Consider the following 25,950-nt stretch of genomic DNA (forward strand, 5'->3'; position numbering starts at 1 on the left):
AGTAATTATTGATGTTTACTTTTGCACAAAATTTTTTTAATGGAAAACAAATATCCGCAGAAACCGGGATTAGATTTTATACTGAAGCAGGCATTTTTCTACTGGAATAAAACACTGATTTTTCAGCTGATGTTTTCGGTGCTTTACTTTGCCATATTTTTTACTTCAATGTTTTTCTTTGCAGAAAAATTCGGAGTTCTGGATCAGCAGCAGGAACTTCTGGAAGCCTATAAAAACGGAATGGATGCTTATTTAGCAAAAGCTGCAGAACTTGGGCAAACAGATAATTCTCGATATTTCAGCTATGCTTTACTGGGGACACTGGTTTTTCTTTATCCTTTAAATCTCGGATTTTTTCAGATTTTCAGAAAGATTGATTTAAAAGAGAAAATTGAGATCGGAGATTTGCTGGCAGGTTATAACGGCACAAATTTCTTCAGATATATTTCTTACGGTCTTTTTTGGTTTTTGATCTATGCCATGATTTTCAATACTTTAATTTTGCCTGTAATCTGGGTTTGCATTACAATATTTGTAGCTCCTATGATGTTTTTTATGAACCGAACCATCTTCGAATCGATTTCTTTGAATTTTAAAGCACTGAAGATGTATTTTCTGGAAATATTTGTCTGTGTGATGGTTGCAGTAATTTTTAAATACATTGGATTTACTTTATTCTTTATAGGAGGTTTATTCACTTTTCCGTTCTGGAATGCAATGATTTATTCACTTTATAAAACCATTTTCTCCGAAAAAGAATAAAATTGACGTGTTTTTAATGTATTTCTGCTAAAAAAATATTAATTTGGTAGTAATAACATTAAAAAATTACACCATGTCAGAATTTAATGAATTTGACCAGCAGGGTTCTGTTCCGGAAAAAAGTACAGGATCCATTATTTCTCATGCTTTCGAAATGTATAAAGGTATTTTCCTGTATGCAGTAATTGCAATGATTATTTACAGTATTTTAGGTGCCATTATTCAGTCTGTTTCCGGGGTGAATTCAGCGGCAATGTTCGAAGATATGCGGGATTCCGGCGATTATTCTAGTTTTAGCGCATTCAGTGCGCCGGGAATGCCTTTGTATTTAACGTTATCCGGAGTTTTAGGGCTTCTGCTTTCTCCTTTGTATGTGGGATTAATTTACATGACGAATAAATACAACACAAAAAATCCTATCGAGTTTTCTGATCTTTTTATCGGATACAAACAAAATTTTGTAAATATCCTGATTTACGCATTACTGGCAGGAGTTATTTCTTCCGTTGCTCTTTCTCTTTGTGTATTCCCGATTATTTTTGTCTATCCTTTTCTGATGCTGGGTTACCCGATTTTATTATTTGAAAATGCATCTGCAACGGATGCTTTGGGAAAGTCATTTAATATCGTAAAAGAAAATTACGGAGTATTCCTTGGCGCAACATTTGTAGGTTTCCTTTTATCAATGGCCGGAATAGTGCTTTGCTTTATTGGAATTATTGTAACGGCACCATTCATTTTTGCAGTCATGTATTCTCTGTACTGCGCTCATTTAGGAAAACCAAGACAAATAATATTTAACAAATAATGAATAAAAATGAACAAATCAGCAGCGTTAAAATAAAGCAGGTATTTCTTCTTGCTATCATTTTGGTTCTTACAGGTTTAATCTGTTACAATCTTGCGCTGTTTATCCCTTCTGTTCTGGGAGCAATTACCATCTATGTGGTTTGCAGAAAGTATAACTTTTATCTGCAGGAGGAGAAAAACTGGAAACCGTGGCTTGCGTCATTAACACTGATGTTTGCCAGTTTAGTCATTCTTATTCTTCCCATTTATTTTATTGGAGATCTTTTAATTGAGAAATTAGGAAATGCGCAGGCTTACATGGATAAGTTTAACGTATTTCTGGAAAAAATTCATACTTATATTTTCGATAAAGTAGGGTTCGATATTTTAAGCAAAGAAAATATGGACAAGCTGAAAAGCAACGTAGGGCAGTTTTCTACAAAAGCTCTCAGCGGAACTGTAAATACATTAACCGTAGTTATGTCGATGTATTTTATTCTCTATTTTATGTTGGCAAAGCCGCGTTTTTTTGAAAGAATTCTGTCGTCTTCCGCTCCTTTGAAAAGAGCAAATGTATCTATGATCGGCGAAAAGATGAGAAAGCTTATCATGGCAAATGCCATCGGAATTCCCGTGGTTGCTATCGGACAGGGTATTGTTGCACTGGTAGGATATTTTATTTTTGATGCGCCGAGTCCTGTTTTACTTTTTGCATTAACGGCAGCTGCTTCGATGGTTCCTGTGGTGGGCGCAGCAATTGTGTATATTCCGGTCTGCATTTATATGATTGCAGAGGGCAATACGGGAACAGGACTGGGATTGGCCGCTTACTGCCTTATTGTTGTAGGATTAACCGATAATGTGCTTCGTTTTACGCTTCTGAAGAAATTAGAAGATATCCATCCTTTAAACACTGTTTTCGGAATTATTATGGGAATGAATTTATTTGGATTCATGGGATTGGTTTTCGGTCCGATTTTAATTTCGTTAACTTTGCTTTTGATTCAGGTATACAGAAATGAGTTTTCGGATGACGATACTCCTGAACTTGAACTTCCGAACAAAAATGAAGAACTGGAAGGTAAAATAGATTTAATGATATAACATGGAGAACGGAATAAACCCTGAAATACTACAGGAAATCTGCGTTGTTAAAATGCCTTTCGGAAAATACGAAGGAACCATTCTCGCGGATCTGCCGATAAGCTATCTTGAATGGTTTTGCAGAAAAGGAATGCCAAAAGGCAAGCTGGGAATGCAGTTAGCAACGATTTACGAAATAAAACTGAATGGTTTAATGGATTTGCTGGCTCCAATTCGGGGAGGAGTAGTGAGTTTTCAAAAGCCTAAAACAAAGACGTATAAATTTTAGCAAAAAGTTTCGGCGGCATCGAAGATGCCGCCGAAACTTTTTTTATCTCAAAATAAATCAAAAATTATTTAGGCTCCCAAAGCTCAATCTTATTTCCTTCAAGATCAAGAATATGTACAAACTTTCCAAAATCATAAACCGCGATCTCGTCTAAAATTTCAACATTTTCTTTTTTCAGTTCTTCAACTAAAGCTTCAAGATTATCAACCGTATAATTAATCATAAAGTCCCTTGTGGAAGGCTCAAAATACTTAGTGGTTTCAGGAGAAGGACTCCATGTTAAAGAACCATTTGGATTGGATTCCGCAGCCTCTTTCCATTCGAAAGTTGCGCCGTATTCATTAACATCAACTCCAAGATGAGTTGTATACCATTCTTTTAAAGCTTTCGGATCTTTACACTTGAAGAATATTCCGCCGATTCCTGTTACTCTTTTCATTTTATAGCTGGTTGGTTTTTAAATATATTCAGGTTTCGGCGGTCGCGGCAAAGCCGCGACCGCCGAAACCAAATTATTATCCTTTCAAAGCAGCGATTTCATCTCTCAGTTTAGCTGCTTTAATAAAATCAAGATTTTTTGCTGCAGATTCCATTTCTTTCTGCTTTTGCGCAATTACCTTTTCCATATCTTCAGAAGTATAGCTTGCTTTTGCTTCGGCAACTTTCTGAAGAATTTCTTTCTGGGTATATTTTTCATCAGGAAAATCTTTACTTCTTCCGACAAGACTTTCCGAGATTTTTTTATTTAATGCGACAGGTACTTTTCCATGCTCTTCATTATACTGCATCTGTTTTGCACGGCGGTATTCTGTTTCATCTAGCGTTGCCTGCATCGATTTGGTGATCTTATCGGCATACATAATGGCTCTTCCGTTAAGATTTCTCGCGGCACGACCAACAGTTTGGATCATCGATCTTCGGCTTCTCAACATCCCTTCTTTATCCGCATCGAGGATGGCTACTAAAGATACTTCCGGCAAATCCAGACCTTCTCGCAATAAATTTACCCCGATTAAAACATCGAAAAGTCCCACACGCAGATCCTGCATAATCTGGATACGTTCCAAGGTTTCCACATCGGAATGAATATACCGTGTTCTGATCCCGAATTTGGTAAAATATTTTGTTAATTCCTCCGCCATTTTCTTGGTTAACGTCGTTACCAGAACCCTTTCATCAAGATCTGCTCTTTTCTGGATTTCCTCCATTAAATCATCAATCTGATTCTGGGTAGGACGGATTTCAATAATCGGATCTAAAAGTCCGGTCGGACGGATAATCTGCTCAATATAAGCACCTCCGGTTTTTTCCAGTTCATAATCTGCCGGAGTTGCGGAAACATAGATTACTTGATTCTGAATGGCTTCAAATTCTTCAAATTTCAAAGGACGGTTATCCATTGCCGCAGGAAGCCTGAATCCGTATTCCACCAAAGCTTCTTTACGGCTGCGGTCGCCTCCGTACATGGCGTGAACCTGAGGAACCGTAACGTGGCTCTCGTCAATCACCATCAAATAATCTTTTGGGAAATAATCCAATAAACAGAAAGGTCTTGTTCCCGGTAACCTTCCGTCGAGATATCGCGAATAGTTTTCAATTCCGGAACAGTAGCCGAGTTCTTTAATCATTTCCAGATCAAGTTCGGTTCTTTCCTGTAATCTTTTGGCTTCCAGTGGTTTTTCAATCGAATTGAAAAAATCAACCTGCTTTACAAGATCATCCTGAATATCACGAATTGCGCCGTTCAAAGTCTCTTTCGATGTTACAAAAAGATTGGCAGGATAGATCTGAATCTGATCAAAAGCGCCTGTTACATTTCCCGAAACCGGATCAAAACTCTGGATTTTTTCAATTTCATCCCCGAAAAACTGAATTCTGATCGCATTGTCTGCATAAGCAGGGAAAACATCAATCACATCTCCTTTTACACGGAATGTTCCTCTTTGGAACTCATTTAATGTTCTGGAATATAATGCGTTAACTAAAGAGTGGAGCAGTGCGGTTCTTGTCACTTTTTCACCGATCGCAATAGAAATTAAAGATTTGTGAAATTCCGTAGGGTTCCCGATACCGTAAATACATGAAACTGAGGCAACAATGAGGACGTCACGTCTTCCTGAAAGTAAACTCGCGGTTGCGGAAAGTCTTAATTTTTCAACTTCTTCGTTGATACTCAGGTCTTTTTCGATGTAAGTTCCGGTTGTGGCGATGTAAGCTTCCGGCTGATAATAATCGTAGTAACTTACGAAATATTCAACGGCATTTTCAGGAAAGAATTCTTTAAACTCCATGAAGAGCTGTGCTGCCAAAGTTTTATTGTGGGCTAAAACCAAGGTTGGTTTCTGTACATTCTGCACCACATTGGCAACGGTAAATGTTTTTCCGGATCCGGTAACTCCCAGAAGCGTCTGGTATTTTTCCCCGATTTTTATGCCTTCGGTGAGCTTTTCTATCGCTTGTGGCTGATCTCCGGTAGGTTTATATTCTGATTGAAGTTTGAAATTCATAAAAATTGTGATGTTATCCTAACAAAAATACGAAAGATATATTTGACATTGGGAAGTATTTTATACCACAGATTCATTAGAATAAGATGCGTGATTATATTCAAAACAAAACAGCACTCAATCTGAATCCTGTTTTATTTAAAAAAATCGATTCTAATTTTGAAAAGACATCATTAGCGGAATTCTCATGCTGTAACGAACAGGTTTTCCCTCTTTTTCTGCGGGTTTCCAGACGATGTTTTCATTAGCTTTTCTGAAAGAATTTACTGCTTCTGCATTAAATGATTCATTGTTTCCTGATGCTTTCACATCCGCAATATTTCCGTCTTCCAGAACAATATAGTTAATTTCAGTTCTGTACGTTTCTTTGCCTAGATTCATTTTAGACGCGTCAAATGCTTTCGACATTTTATTCCTCATTTCATTAATTCCACCCGGATATTGCGGAAGTAAAGTTGCCTCATCTTTTGTTGCCATGTTTTTACCCTCTTTCGGTCGGATGGTATCCTGAATAACTCCTTCATCAATAATGTTTTCACTTAATTGCTCAGTAATTCCACTTTCTGGGTTTAAAGATTCGTTTTTAACAACATTAGTAATGGGTTCATTACTTTCAGCAATCTGTTTTTTCACAGGTTCTGATATTGTTTCCTGCGTTTTTTCGATCATCTTCTCCATCGGAGTGGCGTAGGTTTTCTGCACGAATAGTCCGAAAGCAATCAGCAAAACCGGAATGCTGATTACTTTTTTTAAGTCTGCCAGCTTAGATTTTTTGGTGTTCATCATAATAAATCGTTTTTTGGTGTTTTTGAAATTGAATGTATGCGTAAGGTTATAGTTTTGGCTTGAAATAATTTCTTCCAGAATTAAATTCTGATAGTCTTTTATGGCAAAATCGTTTTTTAAAACAGATTCATCTGCCAGAAATTCATGATTGGTAATTATTGCTTTCTTATAAAAATAGACGGCAGGATTGAACCATGTAATTATCTTTATGATCTCGACAATAATGATATCAATGCTATGCCTCTGTTCCAGATGGCTCTTTTCATGAAGAAATATTCTGGAATCTATTTTATTGTCAATCAGATAGTTTCTGCCTAAATAAATCGTATTCCAGAAGCTGAAAGGCGAAATAGGTTCATTTGTGATGATGATATTTTGATTCTGATAGATCATTTTTTCACCATTCAGATTTTTAATTTTAAATATGATAATATAGTTCTAATCAGGAAAATCAATGTTACAGTTCCGTAGATTATCCAGAGCAGATTCATCCAGTTAAAGCTTTCCTGTTTCGGTGTAATGTCTATAATCTGTTGTGTTGCTTCAATAGTGTTCTGTAAACGAGTTATCGGTCTTGAAGTTTCTGATTGAATGGAAATAAATGGAACGGTATAGGAAAATACAAGGGAAAGCAAAAGGTAAAACCTGTTGAAACCGTACATTTTCTCCTTCTGCAAAAACACGTAATATCCAGTCAAAAGCAAGGAAGAACACAGAATTATTTTTAAAATGATCATCATTTTTCGTCGATTTGCTGGTCGATAATTTCACGGAGTTCTTTCAGTTGTTTTTGGGAAAGCTTTGCATTGGAAGTAAAAAACGATGCAAACTGCGTTACGGAACTGTTGAAAAAACGGTCAATCATGGAAGTCATTTCCTCTTTGAAATACTCTCCTTTCGCGATCTTTGGATAATATTCGCGAGAATTTCCATACAATTTGTAGCCAACAAAATCCTTATTCTGCATTCTTTTCAGAAGGGTGGCAATGGTTGTGGTGGCAGGTTTCGGTTCGGGGTACGATTCTAAGATGTCCTTCATGAAAACTTTTTCTTTTTCCCAGAGAATTTCCATAATATCTTTCTCAGAATCGGTCAGTTTTATTTCTTTCATATTCTACGAGTTGTTATTTGTTTCTACAAATGTAGAATAAAAATTTAAACTGCCAAATTTTATGGCACTATTTTTCCATTTGAAATTCAATAATAATCCTAATTCAATGAAAATCAATAAACTTTATATTTCAGCAATCAGTGTTTTTCTCATATTTTCATCATGTAAAGAAAATACACTTAATGCCCAAAAGCTCGGGAAAGACGGAAGCGTAGAAACAAAAGAGCCTAATTCTCCGGAATATAAACCTGCTTTTGCCGGACAGACCAGAATAAAAGCTGTAAAAACCTCAACGCCTTATAATATCGAAATTTTAAATAAAGATCTGGGGAATCCTTGGGGAATTATCAATTTACCGGACGGAAGATTTTTAATTACAGATAAAAGAGGATACATGAATGTGGTTTCTGCCGACGGAAAAGAAATTTCAAAAATCGAAGGCTTCCCTAAAGTAGATTCGAAAGGGCAGGGCGGAATGCTTGACGTGGCTTTAGATCCTGATTTTAAAACAAACAATATCATTTATTTCAGTTTTTCAGAACCTTATGAAAATGGAAATCATACCGCTGTTGCAAAAGGAAAGCTTTCTCAGGATTTAAAAACAATTTCTGAAGTAAAAGTTATTTTCAGAGCAACTCCGACGTATGATGGAGACAAGCACTATGGAAGCCGATTGGCATTTGATAAAGACGGAAATTTATTTGTAAGTACAGGAGAAAGATCGGATAAGCAAACGAGAGTTTATGCGCAGAGAACGGATAATTATTTAGGTAAAATCTTAAAAATAACAAAGGAAGGGAAGCCGGCTCCCGGAAATCCTTTCATAGGAAAAACAGGGTTTAAACCTGAAATTTATGCGTACGGAATAAGAAATCCGCAAGGTCTGGCAATTGATCCGAGCGGAAATCTCTGGGATGTAGAAATGGGACCGAGAGGCGGAGATGAAATTAATTTAATAAAACCCGGAAAAAATTACGGTTGGGGAGATGTAACCTACGGAATCGAATATTCCGGAGATAAAATCAACAATGGGACAACACAAAAAGCAGGAACAGAACAGCCTGTCTATTACTGGGATCCTGTGATTTCGCCAAGCGGAGTTACGTTCTACACCGGAAATATCGACGAATGGAAAGGGAATCTAATGATCGGCTGTTTAAGCGGAGAACACATCAGCCGGATTGTAATGAAAGACAATAAAGTGATAGGAGAAGAAAGGCTTCTGGAAGATCAGAACGAAAGATTCCGAGATGTTCTCAATGGAAGCGACGGAAATCTGTACGCTGTTACAGACAGTGGAAAATTGTATAAAATTTCTAAAAAATAATAGTTTTGTTCAATAAATAATGGCTTCCGAATTTCCAGAAGCCATTATTTGTTATGATATAAAGATTAAAATTTAAAATTAAATCTTGCAAAAACCTGTCTTCCTGCAAATCCCATCTGTACCGGATCAAAAATACCTCCTGATTCCGTGTTTCCGGATGAAACAGCATCTCTTTGTAAAGTAGCGTATCTGTTGAATAAATTTTTGCTTCCTATAGTCAGATTGATGTTTTTGGAAAATTCATAACCAAAAGAAAGATCTGTCGTGACTTTCGGATTGTAAGTCTGGTAATCGTCCGGTCCGTTATAGCCTACCAGAGTCACTTTATCAAATCTAACCAGCTGTAAATTAGCATTGAATTTACTGATCTTATAATTCAGGTTTAAATTGATCTTCGTTTTCGGTGCAGAAGCTAAAATAAAAGCTCTTTCCCTAGGGCTGAGATAAATGTCTTCTTTTCCTTTCAGCCTGTCGGAAGTATTCACTTTTGTGATCTCCATTTCGTTGTAGTTTCCGGCTAATGTTGCCGTCAGTTTTCCTTTTCCGATATTTTCGTTAAAACTTAAAATAACATCAAGCCCTTTAGTTCTTGTATCTATTGCGTTGGTGAAAAACTGAGTCTGATCGATGCGGTTTTCAATTAAAATATTTCCGATCGCATCATCATCCTGCGAGAAATTTCCCGTTAAAACAATTCTGTCTTTTACCTTGATGTAATATCCATCTACTGTTGCCGTAAATTTCCCTGTGTTAAAGGTAAATCCGGCACTTCCATTCACAGAAGTTTCCTGTTTAAGCTGCGGAATTCCTACTGCTTTTGCCAGATTACTGTCATTAGACGCCAATTGAATTGTTACCAGATTTCCGCCCTGAAAATTGGTAAACTGTAAGCTGTAATATTTCTGAGCCAGAGAAGGAGCTCTGAATCCCGTAGAAAAAGAGCCGCGGAATGCAAACTGTGGTGTTATTTTGTATCTTGTAGACAGTTTTCCATTCAGGGTGCTTCCGAAATCATTATAATTTTCGAATCTTCCGGCAACGCTTACCATCCAGTTTTTGGTAATGTCGAGTTCGGTATCTACATACGCTGCAAAATTATTTCTGGATTTGTTAATTTCCTGAGAATATCCGGGAAAGCCCTGAGAACCGCCCGGTCTTACATTTCCGCTTAATGGGTTGATTACCAATAATGTTGAAGGAGTACTTACCGTCACAATATTTCCATTCACATCATACATAGCGTAAGAAGCTTCTTCACCTTTGATAATATTGAATTTTTCATATCTGAATTCTGATCCGAACGCCACATTCAGCCCTTCCAGAACCGAAAACTGTCGGGTTGCATTGAAGCCTGTTGTATTCTGCAGCAAAGAATGTCCTCCTGCATCAAAACTCGTTGGTGATTTTACACCCAGCGTTGCATTGATGGTATGATCGATCTGGTATGTAAACCTGTTACTTCCGAACGCATTGTAGGCATCAACTTCCCACTCTGCAACTTTAAATTTTAAACCATTATCAAACGTGAAATCTGAAATGCTTGTATCCTGAACGGGATTGAAGCCATTGGGATAAACCTGCGGAATATTTCCGTCTGCGTCCACACTTCTTGTCCATGCATATGCGTTTGTATTCCTGTGCGAAAATCCTTGTCTGGAATAGAATTTTAAATTATCCGATATCGGAATCTCAATATTTCCGAAAAAATAAAAATTCTGTGATTTTGCATCCCCGAATCTTTGTCTCGGAGCATCGTATTTTTCAGGATTGGCATTACGGATCGCATATTCTTTATTCACAAATTCTGCCGTAAAATTTCCGAAACCGCCTTTAGAACCTATTTTTGTTCCGTAATTTCCGTAAAAATCAAAGGTATTTCCGTCTATTTTCCGGTCAGAAACCACATCATGATCTCCCGGACTTTTAAAAAGATTGACTCCATAAAAAGCATTGCCTTCAAAACCGTGATTACGGTCATTTAAAATTACATTAATTACTCCTGCAATCGCATCTGAACCATATTGTGCCGATGCTCCGTCACGAAGAACCTCAATTCTTTTTATCGCACCTACAGGAATCGTGTTCATATCAGATCCCGTATTCCCGCGGCCTTTTGTACCAAAAAGGTTGATTAATGAAGACTGATGATATCTTTTTCCGTTGAGCAAAAGCAATGTCTGATCAGGACCAAGTCCTCTTAATGTTGCCGGATCTACTGCATCTGCTCCGTCTGATCCGGATTGTTTATTGGAATTAAATGAAGGTGCAGAAAACTGTAAAAGTTGGTTGACTTCAATCTGCCCTGTTGACTGGCTTACCTGCTTAATGTCGATGATGTCAATCGGAACCGGAGTGTCTACAACCGTTCTTTTTTTATTCCTGCTTCCTGTTATGGCTACCTCATCAATTTTTCCTTCTTTAGAGATGGTATCATTGGTCTGCTGAGAATACAGAACAGAAGATACTCCAAGAAAAAAGGCACTTATGTATTTAATTTTCATATTTCGTTGGATTTAAATTGACATTTATATCAAAAATATTAAATTTTGTTTTTAAATCAGTAATAAAATATGGTTTTGTTTGATAAATGTATTTAAATTAAATAAAAACAGTGATTATGTAGAAAAATAGAATCGGTATAATTTTAAGAAAAAAATGAATTTCTGAATATTTTTTTTAATAAAAAGCGGATTCAATAAATTTGAATCCGCTTTCATATTTTTTTAAAAACTGTTGATTATTCTGTTCAATCCTTCGGAGAGAATTTCCTGCGAAGTTGAAAAACATATTCTGACGTGTCCTTCAGCGCCTTTTCCGAACCATCGTTCCGAGCCGGGAACAATCGCTACTTTTCCTTCTTTTAAAACATGTTGTGCAAATTCGTCGCTGGACATTCCATTGTTAATCTTAGGGAAAATAACAAATGTTGCTTCAGGATGATTAGGAATTAAAATACCCGAATTGCTAAGCATACTGTAAGCTAAATCTCTGTTGTTCTGTAAATGCGCAAGAAAATCATTAAACCATGGTTTTGCTTTATCTATCGCAACACTTGCCGCAATCTGCGACAGTGTAGAAACACCTTCGATGGTTGAATTAAACATGGATTTTTCTGTAAAATCATCCAATAATTCCTGATCGTTGCATAAAACCGCACCAATTCTCAATCCTGCAATTCCGAATGATTTTGAAAATCCGAAAACAGTAAAACTTTTCTTTTTAGCGTTCTCGGAAACAGAAGAGTAGGTGTTGAATTCTTTTTTGTCGTACACAATATCGCTCCAGATTTCATCGCTCATTACCCAAAGATCATGAGCCGCCGCAATGTCTGCAATTTTCTGTAAAATTTCTTTGGAATACACTCTTCCTACAGGGTTGTGGGGATTACAGATGCTGATCAGTTTTGTTTTCGGAGAAATTAAAGAAACCAGCATTTCAAAGTCGATATCTCCTGTTTTGGAATCTACCGCGCATAATTTAATATTTCCGCCAACCGAATCCACTGTTTTTTTGAAAAGGAAATCCACCGGATCGAAAATAATCGCTTCGTCTCCCGGATTCAGCACATATTTGGCAACCATATACATTCCCATTGCGGCACTGTTTACAGCCAAAACATTTTCCGGAGTAAAGCTGCCTTTTTTTCCTGTATTAAAATGCTCTGCAACACTTTTTTTGAACTCAGGAAGTCCGGAGAACGGGCCATAACTCAAATAGCCGTCCTTAATATATTCTATAATTCCGTTTTCTATTTCTTTAGACATTCTGAAATCCGGATCTGCTGCAGTTAAAGGGATAATACCTTCTTCCAGAGTTGCCCATCTTCCGTTGTAGGCTTTTCTTTTCAGCGCTTCAAAATTGATATCGTTGTTTGTGAACATTTTATTTATATGAAATTGGTAAGGTATTTTTAGGCTGTTCGTTCAGAGGTAAAAGGAATTGCTCCAGTAAAGCTCTTCCGTTTTTGATGTGGGTTTCGATTTCAGGCTTTCGGTCTTCTTCGTATTTTCTGAACGTTTCCTGAAGGTCATTTCCTTCGGCTAAAAGATTTGTTAATGTGAAAGAATCTTTCAACGCAGAAGTAACACCCTGACTTGTAAAAGGAATCAGCGGATGTGCAGCATCGCCGATGAAAACGACATTCTGATGGTAAAAAGGATTTAATTTTTCAAGTTCATACACTCTCCAGATATGAGCGTTTTCATAACTTGAACCTTCAATAATGGATGAAACAAGAGTATTCCAGCCGCCAAAATTATCCAGCATAAACTGTTTAATGCAGTCCGGACTATAATCTTCGTTGATGAAATGTTTGGTAATATCAAACTGACAGTACCAAAGAATTTTTGTAGAAGAAAGTTTTAAAACACCAAAAGTAAGTCCGCCGTTTTCGTGATGAAATTTCAGGAAATTGCTTTCAATTCGGCTTGCGAGTTCTTCATTTTCGATGATATTTACCACTTCATTTTCCAGAACGGCTCTCATGATTTCGTCCTGAAAAATGGTTCTTCTGATACGGCTTCTTGATCCGTCTGAAGCAACGACAACATCTGCTTCTAAAGTATTATTTTCGTCCAGCGTAATTTGTGCTTTTCCCTCCGAAAATCCATTCAGTGCCACAGTTGAATTGTAAGAGATTTTATCTGATGGAATTCTCTTCGCAAGAATCTCAATTAAAGTACTTCTGGAAACGACAAAAACATCATCCAGATCCTTTTCGGAAAGAATTTCGCCGCTTTGGTTGTAATGGATGTATTTTTTCAGAAAACTTCCTCTGGCGTAAAGATCATTAATATCAATAATAGCTGAAAGATGCTCAATTCCTTCTTTGGGAATGATAAATCCATGTCCTTTCAGATCGTTTGGGGTTCTTCTTTCGTAGAGATGATAGTCGATATTATTTTTTTCCAAATAATTTGCCATACTCAGTCCGGATACACCGGCTCCTATGATTGCAACTTTGCCCATCTTTTTATTGTTGTTAGTTTTGTTTTTTAATTTGTAAAATTTTCATTAAAACAGAATAATCTGCGTAAATTTTTTATTTGTGAAAACAGGATTATCCGTTAATGAATATGAAAAGAATGTTTCCTTACTGCTAAAATCAGCCCTTTGAAGGAAATGTAAAATAGATAATATCTTCTGTGATATTATTTCAGAATAAAAAGAAAGACTATTCCGGTGCCTTGAAAATATTATCATCGGAATGGAACCCCGCAACACCGCCGCTTACCGCAAATTTCATTGCAGAAGCAGCCGTCATCCCTACAACAGGTTTGATGTTTTTTTCTTCCGTAACGATTACCCAGCCCGAAATGGCATAAGAGTGGGGAAGATAAACCGCAACATAATTGTGTTTTTCAACATCAGCCATTTCTTTTTGCGTTAAAAACCCGATTCTCCATATTTCAGGATTTTCGTTGGTCTTTACCCAGACCGGATCGTTGAATTTTTTTTTGTCTCCTACGAAGGAGGACATTACGTCTTTAGTAGGGGTGTAGATATGTTTTACACCGGGTGTTTTTTCAAGAAGGCGATCCATGGAATCGAAAAAGAATCTTCCGACAACGAATTTATTTCCCAAAAAGCCTAAAAGTGCGGTAAATAAAATGGTCGAGATAAAAACAAGACCGGGAATTTCCTTTGCAACGGAAGGAATAATGTTATCAATAGACGTTACAATATACCAGATAACAAAAATTGTCAGTCCGATGGGGCCGATAATCACTAGTCCCTGAAAGAAATTTTTCAGGAAAAAATTGGCAATATTTTCAAACGTCAGTTTTTTCAATCTAAATACTATTTATCCGTGGATGGTTTCTCCTTTTCCGTAAGACTTTATGACTTTTGCTTCATATTCCAGCCATTCTTCCCATCGTTTATTTACTTTTTCTTCGTCTCCAAGCTGTCTTGCAAATCCGATGAAGGTGGTGTAATGGTTGGCTTCTGAAATCATCAGTTCTCTGTAGAAAGTTTTAAGCTCCTCATCTTTGATATTCTCAGTCAAAACTTTAAATCTTTCACAGCTTCTGGCTTCAATCATAGCTGCGAAAAGCATTTTATCGACAATAAGATCGTCTCTGTTGCCGCCTTTCTGGATAAAATTCACCAGTTCATTCACATAGTCATCTTTTCGGGTACGTCCGAAAGTATATCCTCTTTTTTTTATAATTTCATGAACCTGACGAAAATGCTCCAGTTCTTCCTGTGCGATGGCAAGAAGTTCCGTCACGATTTCCGGATATTCAGGAAGCATTGTGATTAATCCGATGGCATTGGTAGCTGCTTTTTGCTCGCACCACGCATGATCCGTTAAAATTTCTTCAATGTTTCCTTCTGCAATATTTGCCCACCTTGGATCGGTAGGAAGTTTCAACTTAAACATGTTTTAAAATTTTCTGTAAAATTAAAATAATTTGCAATACGATTAAAGTTTATTTAAAGATTCAGAACGTTGAAAAAATATTTTTCTTAATAATTTAAAAATCTTGGTATTTAATTTGTTTTCAATAAAAAACCAAATTAAAATATAAACAATGGAAACTATTACAACTTTAAAATCTAAAGCAGAGGCTTTACTTTCAGCAATTTTTGTTCTTTTTATGTCAGCGCTCAGCTTCGCACAGGAAACTAAAACGGGAGGCGGAACCGTAACAACAGAACAAACTACAACTACAACGACAGAATGGTATGCAAATCCTACTTACATTATTATCGGAGCTGTTGTTTTAATTGTAATCATAGCACTTATTGCAAGAGGAGGAAGAGAAAGGGATTAATGAGATGCAGTTTTGCTTCTTAAAAGCTCTAAAGCTTTCCAACCCCATTCATCAACTTTTTTCAAGCCGGCTGAAATGATGAATGCCAAAATAATATTGATTCCGTAAATTAAAATCATTAAAATCCACCAAGACATATTTTGTTTCATGGGAACGACTAAAAAGTAAACCAGTGAAGAGCTTATTCCCTGTGCAAAATAAAAAAATATCGCATTTTTCCCAATGTAGGTCACAACATTTTCTTTTGTGATCTTAAACCTGTTATAAAAAACAAAAAGCGTTACCAGAGAAAACAGCGTCCAGATAATATAAGGAATCTGAGGCGGAAATTTATTTTTATTGATTTTGTAAAATATTTCCGGTCCGTAAAATCCGAAGAGTCCGGCTAACGCAATCGCAACAAATCCGTATAATACAGGAACCATTCTGTCCGGAATTTTTTTACCTTTCATTCTGTTTCCAATCAGAAAAACAGTCAGATAAAAAGCAACATATCCCACCTGTCCGGAAGGATAAATTTCCGGAAAAATATTAAATAATAAGGTCAATCCGGCACAAAGCCCAATGAACCAGTTAACATGTTTCGGAAAGAATTTTAATATTAAAACACCAAAAACGGTTAAAATATAATATACTTTTAAATACCAGAAACTTCCCATTACCACAGGAAAAGTATCTGCATTGATGTATTGGTGGAGATACCAGTTTCCTAAATTTTCCCATTGCGGAGTGGTAGAAATACTTATGGTGGCATACTTTGATCCGAAGGTCGAATAAAAATTCTGCAGCCATTCCAGAGAAAAAAATGTTAATCCGAAAACTTTGAAGAAATAATCCAGAAAGAACAGAAGAGTTACAAAAATCATATATGTGATCTGCAATTTCAGCAGCCTGTATAATGTTTTTTCGATATTGGAACCGGATGTTATTCCGCTTAATGCGTAAAACAATGCAACATCAAATACCAAAGAGAAAACCCTCACTTCAGGCTGGATATAAAATTGCCCCGACCAGAAAGCGGTATGGATGAAAATGATGGAAATGGTAGCCAGTCCTTTTGCGAAATCAATATAGAGGTCTCTGTTCATTTTTTTTGATATGATGTTTCAAAAGTAATAAACTTTAAGAATATGCAGACAAATAAAAAGAGACAGGAATCGTGTCCCTGTCTCTTCGAGAAAGATATTTCCAAAAAATGATAATCTATTTCAGGTTTTTAAATTCTTCGGCAGAGATTTCTCCGGTCTGAATTTGTTTAAGCTCCTCAAGATACTGCTGCATATAAGCATCAAGTTCAGGATATTGCGTATTTTTTGCCATTTTGTAAGTTCCGTTCAATACTCCCTGATAATAATAGAAGAAGTTATAATCGAAATCTGCAGCAGTAAGGCTGTACTGACCCAGTAAAAATCCTAGACGAACAGCAGATCTTCTCTGTGCGGGAGTTCCGTGGTGACCCGGACTTGTAGTCTGGTAATCGCCAATGCTTTGTGCAAATTCGTAAGCGGCTGCAATCTGCGTAAAGCTTGTCTGGTTGTATCCGTTTGGTCTTCTCAGATAATATCCTGCAAAGCCATCTGCTTCCAGTTCGTTTGGTCTTGCCGTAGATTCTGTTACTGTAGGCAGTCCAAAAATGTACTGAAGCTGATGTCCGTACTCATGAGCAAGAATCATCGCGTTTACAATGTCTCCGCCTTTTGCTTTTGCATCGTAATAAATAGCGTAGCCGTAATAGATTTTTCCTGTAGAATAGGAAATTGCATTGTAGGTAGAATTAAAATTCGAAGGATCATTCACAAATCTCAATGTAGGATTGCTCCTTCCCCACATGCTTGCAATTTTTGTCATCTGAGAATTCATAAAATTGGTGTCTGTAGAATTCTGTAATGAAGTAAGCAGTACAGATGAAGAACTCCAGTTGTTATCAACATAATAGCAGACTTTCTCCAGACCATTCGGTTGTTCCGGCTTTAAGCTTTCTGCCTTTTGCTCCTGTTGTACAGGTGTTTCCATGGTGTCGTCGTTACATGCTGACAGAGAAAGTGCAGCAATGGCTCCCAAAAGAATCGGGAATTGGATTTTTCTTTTCATATATACAAATATTTTGGTGAAAACGAAGATAAAAAATAAAAAGGAATTTCATATCACTTTATTGTGAAAAAATATTCAAAACATAGTAAAATTTTATTTTAAAAAAGATTGAATTGAATTTGAAGAGATTAGAAAATATTTCTTATATTTGCACCTCGAAATAACTAAAAATTTATAAACAATGTTTGCAATTGTAGAAATAGCAGGGCTTCAATACAAAGTTGAGCAAGACCAGAAGTTGTTTGTAAACCGTTTAAAAGGAGATAAAGGAGGAAAAGTATCTTTTGATAAAGTACTTCTTACTGTAAACGGAGCAATCACGGTAGGCGCCCCAGCTGTAAGCGGAATCACTGTAGAGGCAGAGATCCTGGATCATGTAAAAGCTGATAAAGTAATCGTTTTCAAAAAGAAAAGAAGAAAAGGTTACAAAGTGAAAAATGGTCACAGACAATCATTAACTCAAATTCAGATTACTGGTATTACAGGATTTGAAGGAGCTAAAAAAGCAGAAAAACCTGCTAAAAAGACAACTAAAAAAGCTGACGCTGAAGCAACTGAAGGCGCAGAATAATTTTTTAAACCAAAAAACCTTAAAATAAAATGGCACACAAGAAAGGAGTTGGTAGTTCCAAAAACGGTAGAGAATCTCACTCTAAAAGATTAGGTGTAAAGATTTTCGGTGGTCAAGATGCTATTGCAGGTAACATCATTGTTAGACAAAGAGGTACTCAACACCACCCAGGTGCAAACGTGGGTATCGGTAAAGATCACACTTTGTTCGCATTAGTTGACGGAAAAGTAGTTTTCAGAAAGAAAGCAAATAACAGATCTTTCGTATCTGTAGAAGCAAACGCATAATATATAAGCGTTTTATAAAAATTAAAAGCCTTGGCAATTTTGCTGAGGCTTTTTTGTATTTTGATGTGAGGAAAAGTTAAAGTTTTTATATTTATTCAATTTAACGGGAAATATTTATATATTTGGTAACTATCAAATAACGAATATATTGCGTAAGCCGAAAAGCAGACAGAGTAGGCAACAAATTAAACCAAACTAATATGAAAAATCTAAAAAAATTAACAAAAAGACAGCTTAAAACAATTGCTGGAGGAGAAAAATGTCCTGCCTTAGCCAGTTGGTGTTCTGAATGGTGTACTTGGACGGCATGGCAAAAAGCACATTGTCTGAATGCGGTAATTGATACTCCTTGTGATTGCTAAACTAAAGAATTCAAGCCTCTTTTTTGAGGCTGTTTTACCAACTTTATAAAAATCTATAACTATGAAAAATTTAAAAAAAATCCAAAGACAGGATCTTAAAAATGTAATGGGAGGAGCATCTCCGGATCAGGGATGCTTACCTTGCGATGTGTATTGTAGACTTCCGGAAGGGCAGAGACCGCCATGTAAAATTGTGTACATTGTAGCGCATTGCAATAGCTGCAAAGGTTATGGTGAAGAATCTTAAGAAATAAAAAAAAACTCCTTCGCGCTGAAGGAGTTTTGTATTTTAAAAGCCGACCTGAAAACCTGCTTTAATTCCGAAAGTTGAAATATCCGGTCTGTTGAGGTAATTTCCGCGCCAGTTGAAATCTACTCTGAAAATTCGAAGGTTTCCGAAACCAATATTTTCGATCCCGAAACCGTATTCATAATAAATATGCTCACTTGGGGCAGAATATTTGAATCCTTCCACATTAATCGCTTTAGAAGCGTCGCTTAATGTTCCGTAAGCTCCTCTGATGAAGGCAATCTCTCTTAATTTTAATTTTTTGATCAAAGGAATATAAGAAAGGATTTTCCCGTTGAAATGATGCTCTAAATGAAGCGTAGTATACGTATCAGCCACAAATTCATAGTAATTAAGCTGTGCAAATGTATTCTGAGCGAGACTATATGACTGGTTTCCCGGAATTACGTTCTGTAAAGCCAAGGGAACGGTATTGAAATTCTTTCCAGCCTCAAAGCTGACTACTGTTTTTCCCCAGCTTCCGATCAGAAAAGGCTTATAAAACAGGAACTGCAATTTGTTATAATTAAAATCCGACCCGAATAAACCTTCAACACCTTTTGTGTATTTCAAGACAATAGTGGGGGCAAGAGTTCCGTGTTCGTGTCTGTCGATTCCGGTCTGGGAAAATTTTGCTCCCGGTCTTGCGATTAAGCTTAATGTAAAATGCGAATCATTGGTTGTTTTTCTCAAATCTCCGTTTTTGTAATACATGAGATTAAATCCTTCGGGATTTGCCGATTTAATGCTTTGCATGGTTCCGTCTAGTCTGATCTGAAAATTTTTCCAGGGTTCAATAGAAGTAAATACATTTGTCTGGTTTATCGAGCTTAGTGAAGCGTTTTCTCCTCTTGCAAAAATCGTTGAAGAAGCAAACGTTCTTGCCATAATTCCGTCATCATTGGTCAGCCGAACGCCAAGCTGTAGAATATCTCTTCTTGTTCCTGCTCCTACCGTAAAACGGTTTACTCTGTTAAACATAAATCTTCCTTCAACACCATATTTCACCTGTTGGTCTTTGAATCCATAAGCGGTGTAAAACTGAACTCTCCAGGGATCGTTCCGTGTGAAATAGGTTCTTGCTCCAATTCGTATCCTGTCGCCTTCTACCTGATTTTTTCCATACACAGAAAAAATAGGACCTAAATCAATACCTTTTGTAATGTTATAATATCCGGAACCCAGCGTTTCGTAAAGTTTTACAATACGGTTAAATTTTGGAGTCTGCTCAAGCTTATCAAGCATATCATAAATGCCCTGCTCGCTTTTTGACAGGGAATCAGGTCTTGCTTTTACCCAATACGCATCATCTTTTTCTACAAATTTATCATTGTATTCCTCTTCCTTTCTTTTAAAGATTTTGTCTTCAAGCGGTTTATTAAACTGGTATTCCGAATAATCTACGGATCTTTTGGCAATAATGCTTTTTGAAGTTTTCTTTTTTGAAAAAGGAGTCATTTCAATTTCTGTAACAAATTTCCTCGGCAAAAAAGTATTTTCGTCGGGATTGTCATATTCCAGTTCTGTAGAAATTCCGTTAATAAAATTTACATTAATTTTTTGCGTGGATTTTAAGGTTGCACCCAAAACTGCATAACTGTCTGTATCAATATAAAGATATCCCTGAAATGCTAAAACTTCTGTCCTTTTCGGCTGATAGCGGATTTTGAAAGCATTTTCTCCGCGTACTGAAATAGTATCTACCAGATTATAATCATATGTACTGAAGCTTGTTTCTCCGGCAGGACTTGGGAATCCGATGTCGAAATAATTTAAAGTATTATCATAAATATTGATGTCGCGGTAAAGGTTTTTAGCCATCAGAGTAATGATCTGGTTATCCTGAAAACCTGATGTTTTTTGTGCCGTGAGAAGCCTTTTTGTACGTTTGGAAGGTCTGTTTTCTCCGTAATTTTCGTAAACGGCTTCATTGAGGAAAATAGGAAGGCCAATTTTTCCGCTTGCCGTGGAATCTTTATAATCAAAAATGAATTCAAGTTTATTGAAGATTTTTCTCTTCATGAATGCACTGTCCAGATTATTGGCATCAAACTGAATTTTTTCGTATTCTTTATAGGTATAGGTGTCGAATTTATCTAAACCGTTGTTTCTCTTCCGTTCCCAGACTTTCTGCATGATCGCGTAAGCGGGATTTTCCTTTTTGTTTTTATATTTCGGTTTTTCGTTATGAATAACAACTTCCTGTATACTCCCGACTTTTTCCTGAGCCAGTTTCACAAAAATATTGCTGGCATTCTGTGGAGTTACATCAACACTTTCTAAAGAATAATTTTTTCTTAAAAATCTGAGTTTATAAATCAGGCTGTCTGACTGTACGGTAAATTTTCCGGAAGTGGTTGTAAGAGATGGTTTTTGATTTTCATTAATGAAAATATCTACTCCTGAGACCTCCTTATTGGTCTTTGCGTCTACAATTCTGCCGTTTGCCAAATTTTGTGAGTATACGAGATCTGCAAAAAATAGAAATAAAAAGAGGGAATAATATTTGGAATTGTTAATTAACATTTGTTGTTTCTTCAAGCTATTTGCATAACAAAAAGTATGCACTTTTATTATAAAAAAATAAATATTATTTAAACTTTTAATGGTTTAAATACAAAACTGCAAATGTAATAAAAATAACATCATCGTTTTGACGGTGTTATAGTTATTGTTTTGTTAAAATATGATGATTTTTAAGAAATTATTTTTGAGTTGATGTGATGCAAAATCGCAGAAATAAAAAAGACCTACATTTCTGTAAGTCTTTTTGGCTCCTCCTGCTGGGCTCGAACCAGCGACCCTCTGATTAACAGTCATAGTGTTTTTGATTTTAAGGTTCTGAATATGAGATGATTGAAAAAATATAGTACTTTCATTTCTTTGATGATTTAATATGTTCTATGACCATTTACTAAAAAAGTCTTGCAATAAATCTTGCAACTTTTTTAAAATTTATATCCCGCCAAAACCGGCAAGACTCCATTCTTAGAAGGTTTGTAAGTACACATCATCATCAATAATTTCCGTACATTTTTTTATGTAAAGAAAATTCAAGAAGGATGTAATGATCTCGTCGAGCGCGGTAAGAAAATATGTTTTAAAAAATAATTAAATTTTGTGACCACCATTTCAATCACCACAAAGGCAATCAATGAAACGGAATGAATTTGAGCAATTTATAAAATATTTTTAGATTTTAAATGGTGTTATACCCTTTTATTTTGGTGGAGTTGAAGGATATTGAATCACTTCTTATATTCAGAATATTATGTTTAAATTTAAGCTTTGCTGCCACTGTTGCTATTTTCCTAAAAGTGAATAGGTTCGGGGTATTTCGAATAGTCTTCGACGTTCCGCAGGAAACCTCCATCTTTGTGAATCCTTTCTGTGCTCCGTTAAAATCTTCTATCAGTTATTAAAGCAAAAACAGAGGCGTAGAGTTGGTAAAGATTTTTATTTCCAATAGTTCCAGTTACTGCCATCATATACCGCAATCGAATTGCTTACTGTATCATAGCACATCATACCAGCATAGGGACTTTTTACTGTTGTATGAGGATTTTTAATGTGAGGTAATATAATTGCCTTATTGGGAGACTCTAAAACAAGTACTCCCGTAGCCGAACTTATATTGGAACCTATTATCACACCATTCCCACTCTCTGCACTTGTATTGGATGTAAGATTGGTTAAACTTCCCGTATCTGACATATCTACCCAACTACCATTAGTAAACATTCTCACTTTTACTGAAGTTTTATCAAATATGAATGTTCCGTTTTGTGGATTATTAGTAGTTGGAGTGGTAGCAGAAAATGTAGGAGTTGCTGTTAATGCAGGGAGAATGATGCCTTTGAAATTAGTGGTTTCAACATCTGTCGGAGAATTAGTAGCTGTTGCTCCCCCGAAATCCAGCAGTGTACTGTTTCCATTTACTGATGTTTTACCAATGGCTACCTGGGCGGATAAGGTTAAAGAACAAAATATAAGACTGCCTATATAGAATGTTTTTGTATTTTTTATATTTTTCATATTTTATATTTAATCGTTACACGCTCTTTTTATACATTTCCAAGTAGTTCCGTTATAAAGTTTTATACATTGATCTGTAATATCATATGCTATCATACCTTTTTGGGGATTAATAATATTTGCTGTACTTGTAGTTTTGGTAATAACCAGTCCTTTTGTATTAGATTCTAACGCAATAAAACCATTGGGAACACCTCCTTCATTGATTGTTGGGCCTTCGGGCCAGTTTTTGTTACGGGTTTTTAATGTAGTAATTCCTACTTTTGAATATCCATCAGGAATTCCTGACGCTCCTGGTTTTATGCAGTAATCTACAGCGATGAAAATTGAGGCATTATTGCTTGTAAGCCCGGCTAAATCTTTAATATTATAATTAACGGTAGTAGCGTTTCCGAAGAATCCGATAGCGGGGGTAAATGTTAGATTTCCAAGATTATCTACCAGCCAAGTTCCTTGTCCGGCAATTATAAATCCTTTCGTATATCCTCCGGAAGTTATAATATTGGTTGCACCAGAGGGAGCGATGAGATTAATTGTAGAGTATATTAAAGACCCTGAATTCAAGTCATAATCATTCGTTACGATACTGAATGTTTTAGACATATTTTTACCAACAGAAGCATTATCATCTACCGCTACAGGAGGTTGATTGATTCCAAAATTATTCCCTGAAGAAATGCTGTTAGAGATTGTTGCTGTGAAACTGTTGGCAGTAGTTCCCACTTTATTACCTACAACATTAAAACCTGTTGGCTCTGTTAACTGAATTGTGTAAGGACCGGGATAAGTATTGATGTTTATATTGTCAAAATAATAATATCCGTTTACATCAGTTGTTTTTGATCCTATTTCTACTCCATTATTAAAGAGCTTAACAGTTGCTCCCTGATATCCGTTACCATCAGGAGTTCCTGCATTGTTATCATTAAAGACAGTTCCGCTAAAAGTAGACGCAAAAGTAATTGATGCAGCGTTATAAGCACCAATAAAAGCAGGGTCTGATGTTCCTGAATATGTTTGAATTAATGTTGTTGCACTCTGATAATTTGCGGTCGTTATTCCCATTTCAGACCAATCTAAAGCGATAACTCTAATGTTTCTCGTACATCCACTTGAAGTTCCTGCATCATAAAGAGGAGGCGATACATTTGCTCTGTAAAATTTCCAGCAGGCGTTACCAATAGACGGAACTACCGGTATACCATTTACTTCTGCACCAAAAGCTACCGAATAAGGAGTTCCTACCATCGGATCTGATGGGGTGGGACCATTTTGAAAGTGAAATACATCTGATGTACTGCTGGGTTGTCCCATCTGAGTAAAAATAAGATCCGGTACACCATCTCCGATTGATGTGGGAACAATTCCCATCGTATTGAAGGCAATGTTAGAGCCTTGTGGTATATTAAAAATAGCAGTTCCTAAACCTAAACCGTTAATACCATCAGTAAGATATTGTACTAAATTATTATTAACCGGCACCGGCGTTACATTACCATTTCCTCCAAATGCTTGTCCTACCCCAATAAAAGTTCCGCTACCTGGAGAGGGGATTGTGTAAATGGGTAATGAAATAAATGTGGCAGATGTGAAAGGAATATTATTGCTGGATAAAGCCGAATTATTAACTCCGGTAGAATAAGTTATGGGTGTGTTAATATTATTAATTCCATTTGCATTCCAAGTAAAGGCAAGTAAATTATGATTGTTATTGGGTATTACTGCATTGTTGGAGCTTCTCCAATAACCATTGAAATCTGAAAATATTTCGGAAGCGGGGCGTACTGTGTTCTGTGATTTTACAGTAACTATTGTGAATAATCCTAAAACTAAGGCAATCTTATTTTTCATCTTGATTTTAATAGAAGTGCAAATTTAAACTTATTTTTTAATATATTGATTATGAGTTTGTTTTATTTTTGGCATAGATGAGTGCGTCGTAAATTTATCCCAAGGATTAAAAAAGAAATTGAAATGTATGCTTTCATTTCCATGATATATCGAGGTGATAAAGATTTGGAAATTTTGAATCAAGTATCTCATGATATTGCTATGGAAATTGAAAATTTGTGGAGATTATAAAGCATAAGAAGATTTTATCAGACGGATTAATATTATGATGGAACCGATGAAGGTTCTAATTTTTATTGGAGCATTCTGGTTTACTTGTAAACCAAAGAATGAATTGCTTGTTGAAATAAGATTACTATTAATAAATTTTAAACCTAAGAATAGGGGTTTGATGTTAATTGAAGAACCTGTTCAGGAATTTAAACTTCCACAACTGAAAAGAGAAAGTTTCGAGGATGCATTTGATGAAATTGAGTTAATTGGACTTCCAGTTTCATGTAGTCCTTTTGATTTATTAAAAACCAAATACAGAGGATCAGTATTTGTAAAAGACTTGTTGAAATTTCATAAAAGACAGGTAAAAATGTTAGCATATCTTATTTCCAGAAAACACGTTCCCACTAAAAAAGGGACGATGTATTTTGGAACTTGGATCGATGTCAACGGTGATTATTTTGACACCGCACATTTTCCCAATAGTTTAAAGGAATATGATTTTCAGGAAGGCGGTTGTTATTTATTACTCGGAAGGGTTGAAGTTGATTTTCACTTTCCTACCATTACTATTCATAAAATGGCAAAGATGCCAATGATCACCGATCCCCGGTATTCTTACGATAAAGAAAAACAATATGATATTCACCGTCAAATTAAAGAAGATGTAAGTATGACTTTTAGAAAGCCTTATCCTCAGGAACATGAAATTGGACTGCCAAGAAACAATTCGGAAAAAAATAAAGAGGCTGTCCCAAAAGGTAAACTAATGCTCTGAGAATCTCCTAAATGATAAAAGTTGTCAAACAGGAGTCCGA

Annotated in this window: 25 protein-coding genes and 1 pseudogene; 11 read left to right on the forward strand and 15 right to left on the reverse strand. The window is 36.1% G+C overall.

Annotated elements, in window-relative coordinates; genetic code table 11:
• Positions 1–39 precede the first annotated feature (39 nt).
• The 4 genes from KKI44_RS14435 to KKI44_RS14450 all read left to right on the forward strand — a co-directional run bounded on the left by KKI44_RS14435 (position 40) and on the right by KKI44_RS14450 (position 2,923).
• Positions 40–762: a hypothetical protein gene (locus KKI44_RS14435; protein ID WP_214587957.1), complete on the forward strand. Its 723-nt coding sequence runs from the start codon at positions 40–42 to the stop codon at positions 760–762.
• Positions 763–835: 73 nt separating this feature from the next.
• A complete protein-coding gene (locus KKI44_RS14440) occupies positions 836–1,570 on the forward strand; it encodes a beta-carotene 15,15'-monooxygenase (RefSeq protein WP_214587958.1) in 735 nt (244 codons plus the stop codon).
• A complete protein-coding gene (locus KKI44_RS14445) occupies positions 1,570–2,655 on the forward strand; it encodes an AI-2E family transporter (protein WP_214587959.1) in 1,086 nt (361 codons plus the stop codon). Before KKI44_RS14440 ends, KKI44_RS14445 begins: the two co-directional genes overlap by 1 nt.
• A 13-nt stretch (positions 2,656–2,668) precedes the next feature.
• Positions 2,669–2,923, forward strand: a complete 255-nt coding sequence (locus KKI44_RS14450; protein ID WP_214591163.1) for a DUF3820 family protein — start codon at positions 2,669–2,671, stop codon at positions 2,921–2,923.
• 64 nt (positions 2,924–2,987) lie between these two features.
• Here KKI44_RS14450 and KKI44_RS14455 read toward each other — a convergent pair whose 3' ends face one another.
• From KKI44_RS14455 to KKI44_RS14475, 5 genes are all read right to left on the reverse strand, one after another.
• The gene (locus tag KKI44_RS14455; RefSeq protein ID WP_214587960.1) at positions 2,988–3,362 is read right to left on the reverse strand and encodes a VOC family protein; all 375 of its coding nucleotides are present in this window, start codon (positions 3,360–3,362) and stop codon (positions 2,988–2,990) included.
• A gap of 76 nt (positions 3,363–3,438) precedes the next feature.
• On the reverse strand, positions 3,439–5,430 hold the full coding sequence (uvrB, locus tag KKI44_RS14460) for an excinuclease ABC subunit UvrB (RefSeq protein WP_214587962.1): 1,992 nt from the start codon (positions 5,428–5,430) through the stop codon (positions 3,439–3,441).
• Positions 5,431–5,583: 153 nt separating this feature from the next.
• Entirely contained in the window at positions 5,584–6,609 is a 1,026-nt protein-coding gene (locus KKI44_RS14465) for a M56 family metallopeptidase (RefSeq protein WP_214587964.1), read from the reverse strand.
• Between the two features lie 11 nt (positions 6,610–6,620).
• Entirely contained in the window at positions 6,621–6,956 is a 336-nt protein-coding gene (locus KKI44_RS14470; RefSeq protein WP_214587965.1) for a hypothetical protein, read from the reverse strand.
• Entirely contained in the window at positions 6,953–7,327 is a 375-nt protein-coding gene (locus tag KKI44_RS14475; RefSeq protein ID WP_214587967.1) for a BlaI/MecI/CopY family transcriptional regulator, read from the reverse strand. The genes KKI44_RS14470 and KKI44_RS14475 overlap by 4 nt, the downstream gene beginning before the upstream one ends.
• A 106-nt stretch (positions 7,328–7,433) precedes the next feature.
• Between KKI44_RS14475 and KKI44_RS14480 the strand changes: the two genes are divergently transcribed.
• A complete protein-coding gene (locus tag KKI44_RS14480) occupies positions 7,434–8,654 on the forward strand; it encodes a PQQ-dependent sugar dehydrogenase (RefSeq protein WP_214591164.1) in 1,221 nt (406 codons plus the stop codon).
• 65 nt (positions 8,655–8,719) lie between these two features.
• On the opposite strand, the gene KKI44_RS14485 is transcribed toward KKI44_RS14480, so the two are convergent.
• The 5 genes from KKI44_RS14485 to KKI44_RS14505 form a co-directional block, all read right to left on the reverse strand.
• Entirely contained in the window at positions 8,720–11,155 is a 2,436-nt protein-coding gene (locus tag KKI44_RS14485; RefSeq protein ID WP_214587968.1) for a TonB-dependent receptor plug domain-containing protein, read from the reverse strand.
• 222 nt (positions 11,156–11,377) lie between these two features.
• Positions 11,378–12,535, reverse strand: a complete 1,158-nt coding sequence (locus KKI44_RS14490; protein ID WP_214587969.1) for a pyridoxal phosphate-dependent aminotransferase — start codon at positions 12,533–12,535, stop codon at positions 11,378–11,380.
• Between the two features lies 1 nt (position 12,536).
• Complete coding sequence (locus KKI44_RS14495; protein ID WP_214587971.1) at positions 12,537–13,622, reverse strand: FAD-dependent oxidoreductase; 1,086 nt, start codon at positions 13,620–13,622, stop codon at positions 12,537–12,539.
• Positions 13,623–13,827: 205 nt separating this feature from the next.
• A complete protein-coding gene (locus KKI44_RS14500; RefSeq protein WP_214587972.1) occupies positions 13,828–14,445 on the reverse strand; it encodes a DUF502 domain-containing protein in 618 nt (205 codons plus the stop codon).
• Between the two features lie 12 nt (positions 14,446–14,457).
• Entirely contained in the window at positions 14,458–15,039 is a 582-nt protein-coding gene (locus KKI44_RS14505; protein ID WP_214587974.1) for a tRNA-(ms[2]io[6]A)-hydroxylase, read from the reverse strand.
• Between the two features lie 151 nt (positions 15,040–15,190).
• On the opposite strand from KKI44_RS14505, the gene KKI44_RS14510 reads away from it, so the two are divergent.
• Positions 15,191–15,433, forward strand: coding sequence for a hypothetical protein (locus tag KKI44_RS14510; RefSeq protein WP_214587975.1), 243 nt, complete (start codon positions 15,191–15,193; stop codon positions 15,431–15,433).
• On the opposite strand, the gene KKI44_RS14515 is transcribed toward KKI44_RS14510, so the two are convergent.
• Together KKI44_RS14515 and KKI44_RS14520 are read right to left on the reverse strand one after the other, a co-directional pair.
• Complete coding sequence (locus KKI44_RS14515; protein ID WP_214587976.1) at positions 15,430–16,521, reverse strand: acyltransferase family protein; 1,092 nt, start codon at positions 16,519–16,521, stop codon at positions 15,430–15,432. The two genes, KKI44_RS14510 and KKI44_RS14515, sit on opposite strands and share 4 nt — an antisense overlap.
• A 115-nt stretch (positions 16,522–16,636) precedes the next feature.
• A complete protein-coding gene (locus KKI44_RS14520) occupies positions 16,637–17,524 on the reverse strand; it encodes a metalloprotease (protein WP_214587978.1) in 888 nt (295 codons plus the stop codon).
• Positions 17,525–17,705: 181 nt separating this feature from the next.
• Between KKI44_RS14520 and rplU the strand changes: the two genes are divergently transcribed.
• The 4 genes from rplU (at position 17,706) to KKI44_RS14540 (ending at position 18,991) form a co-directional block, all read left to right on the forward strand.
• Positions 17,706–18,095: a 50S ribosomal protein L21 gene (gene rplU / locus KKI44_RS14525; RefSeq protein ID WP_185207426.1), complete on the forward strand. Its 390-nt coding sequence runs from the start codon at positions 17,706–17,708 to the stop codon at positions 18,093–18,095.
• Positions 18,096–18,124: 29 nt separating this feature from the next.
• Positions 18,125–18,382 (forward strand): 50S ribosomal protein L27, encoded by a 258-nt coding sequence (gene rpmA, locus KKI44_RS14530; RefSeq protein ID WP_047399085.1) that lies wholly within the window; start codon positions 18,125–18,127, stop codon positions 18,380–18,382.
• 200 nt (positions 18,383–18,582) lie between these two features.
• Positions 18,583–18,744: a bacteriocin-like protein gene (locus KKI44_RS14535; RefSeq protein ID WP_214587979.1), complete on the forward strand. Its 162-nt coding sequence runs from the start codon at positions 18,583–18,585 to the stop codon at positions 18,742–18,744.
• Positions 18,745–18,805: 61 nt separating this feature from the next.
• Positions 18,806–18,991 (forward strand): bacteriocin-like protein, encoded by a 186-nt coding sequence (locus tag KKI44_RS14540; RefSeq protein WP_214587980.1) that lies wholly within the window; start codon positions 18,806–18,808, stop codon positions 18,989–18,991.
• Positions 18,992–19,033: 42 nt separating this feature from the next.
• Here the strand turns inward: KKI44_RS14540 and KKI44_RS14545 are convergent, their stop codons facing one another.
• The 3 genes from KKI44_RS14545 to KKI44_RS14555 all read right to left on the reverse strand — a co-directional run bounded on the left by KKI44_RS14545 (position 19,034) and on the right by KKI44_RS14555 (position 24,919).
• Complete coding sequence (locus KKI44_RS14545; RefSeq protein WP_250902072.1) at positions 19,034–21,484, reverse strand: DUF5686 family protein; 2,451 nt, start codon at positions 21,482–21,484, stop codon at positions 19,034–19,036.
• A 1,005-nt stretch (positions 21,485–22,489) separates the two neighbouring features.
• On the reverse strand, positions 22,490–23,068 hold the full coding sequence (locus KKI44_RS14550; RefSeq protein WP_065721269.1) for a hypothetical protein: 579 nt from the start codon (positions 23,066–23,068) through the stop codon (positions 22,490–22,492).
• 9 nt (positions 23,069–23,077) lie between these two features.
• Entirely contained in the window at positions 23,078–24,919 is a 1,842-nt protein-coding gene (locus tag KKI44_RS14555) for an Ig-like domain-containing protein (protein WP_214587983.1), read from the reverse strand.
• 238 nt (positions 24,920–25,157) lie between these two features.
• Here KKI44_RS14555 and KKI44_RS14560 point away from each other — a divergent pair.
• Positions 25,158–25,910, forward strand: a pseudogene (locus KKI44_RS14560) (DNA polymerase III subunit alpha); the annotation flags it as partial.
• Between the last annotated feature and the right edge of the window lie 40 nt (positions 25,911–25,950).

The organism is Chryseobacterium sp. ZHDP1 (genome assembly GCF_018603435.1).
Lineage (GTDB): Bacteria > Bacteroidota > Bacteroidia > Flavobacteriales > Weeksellaceae > Chryseobacterium > Chryseobacterium indicum.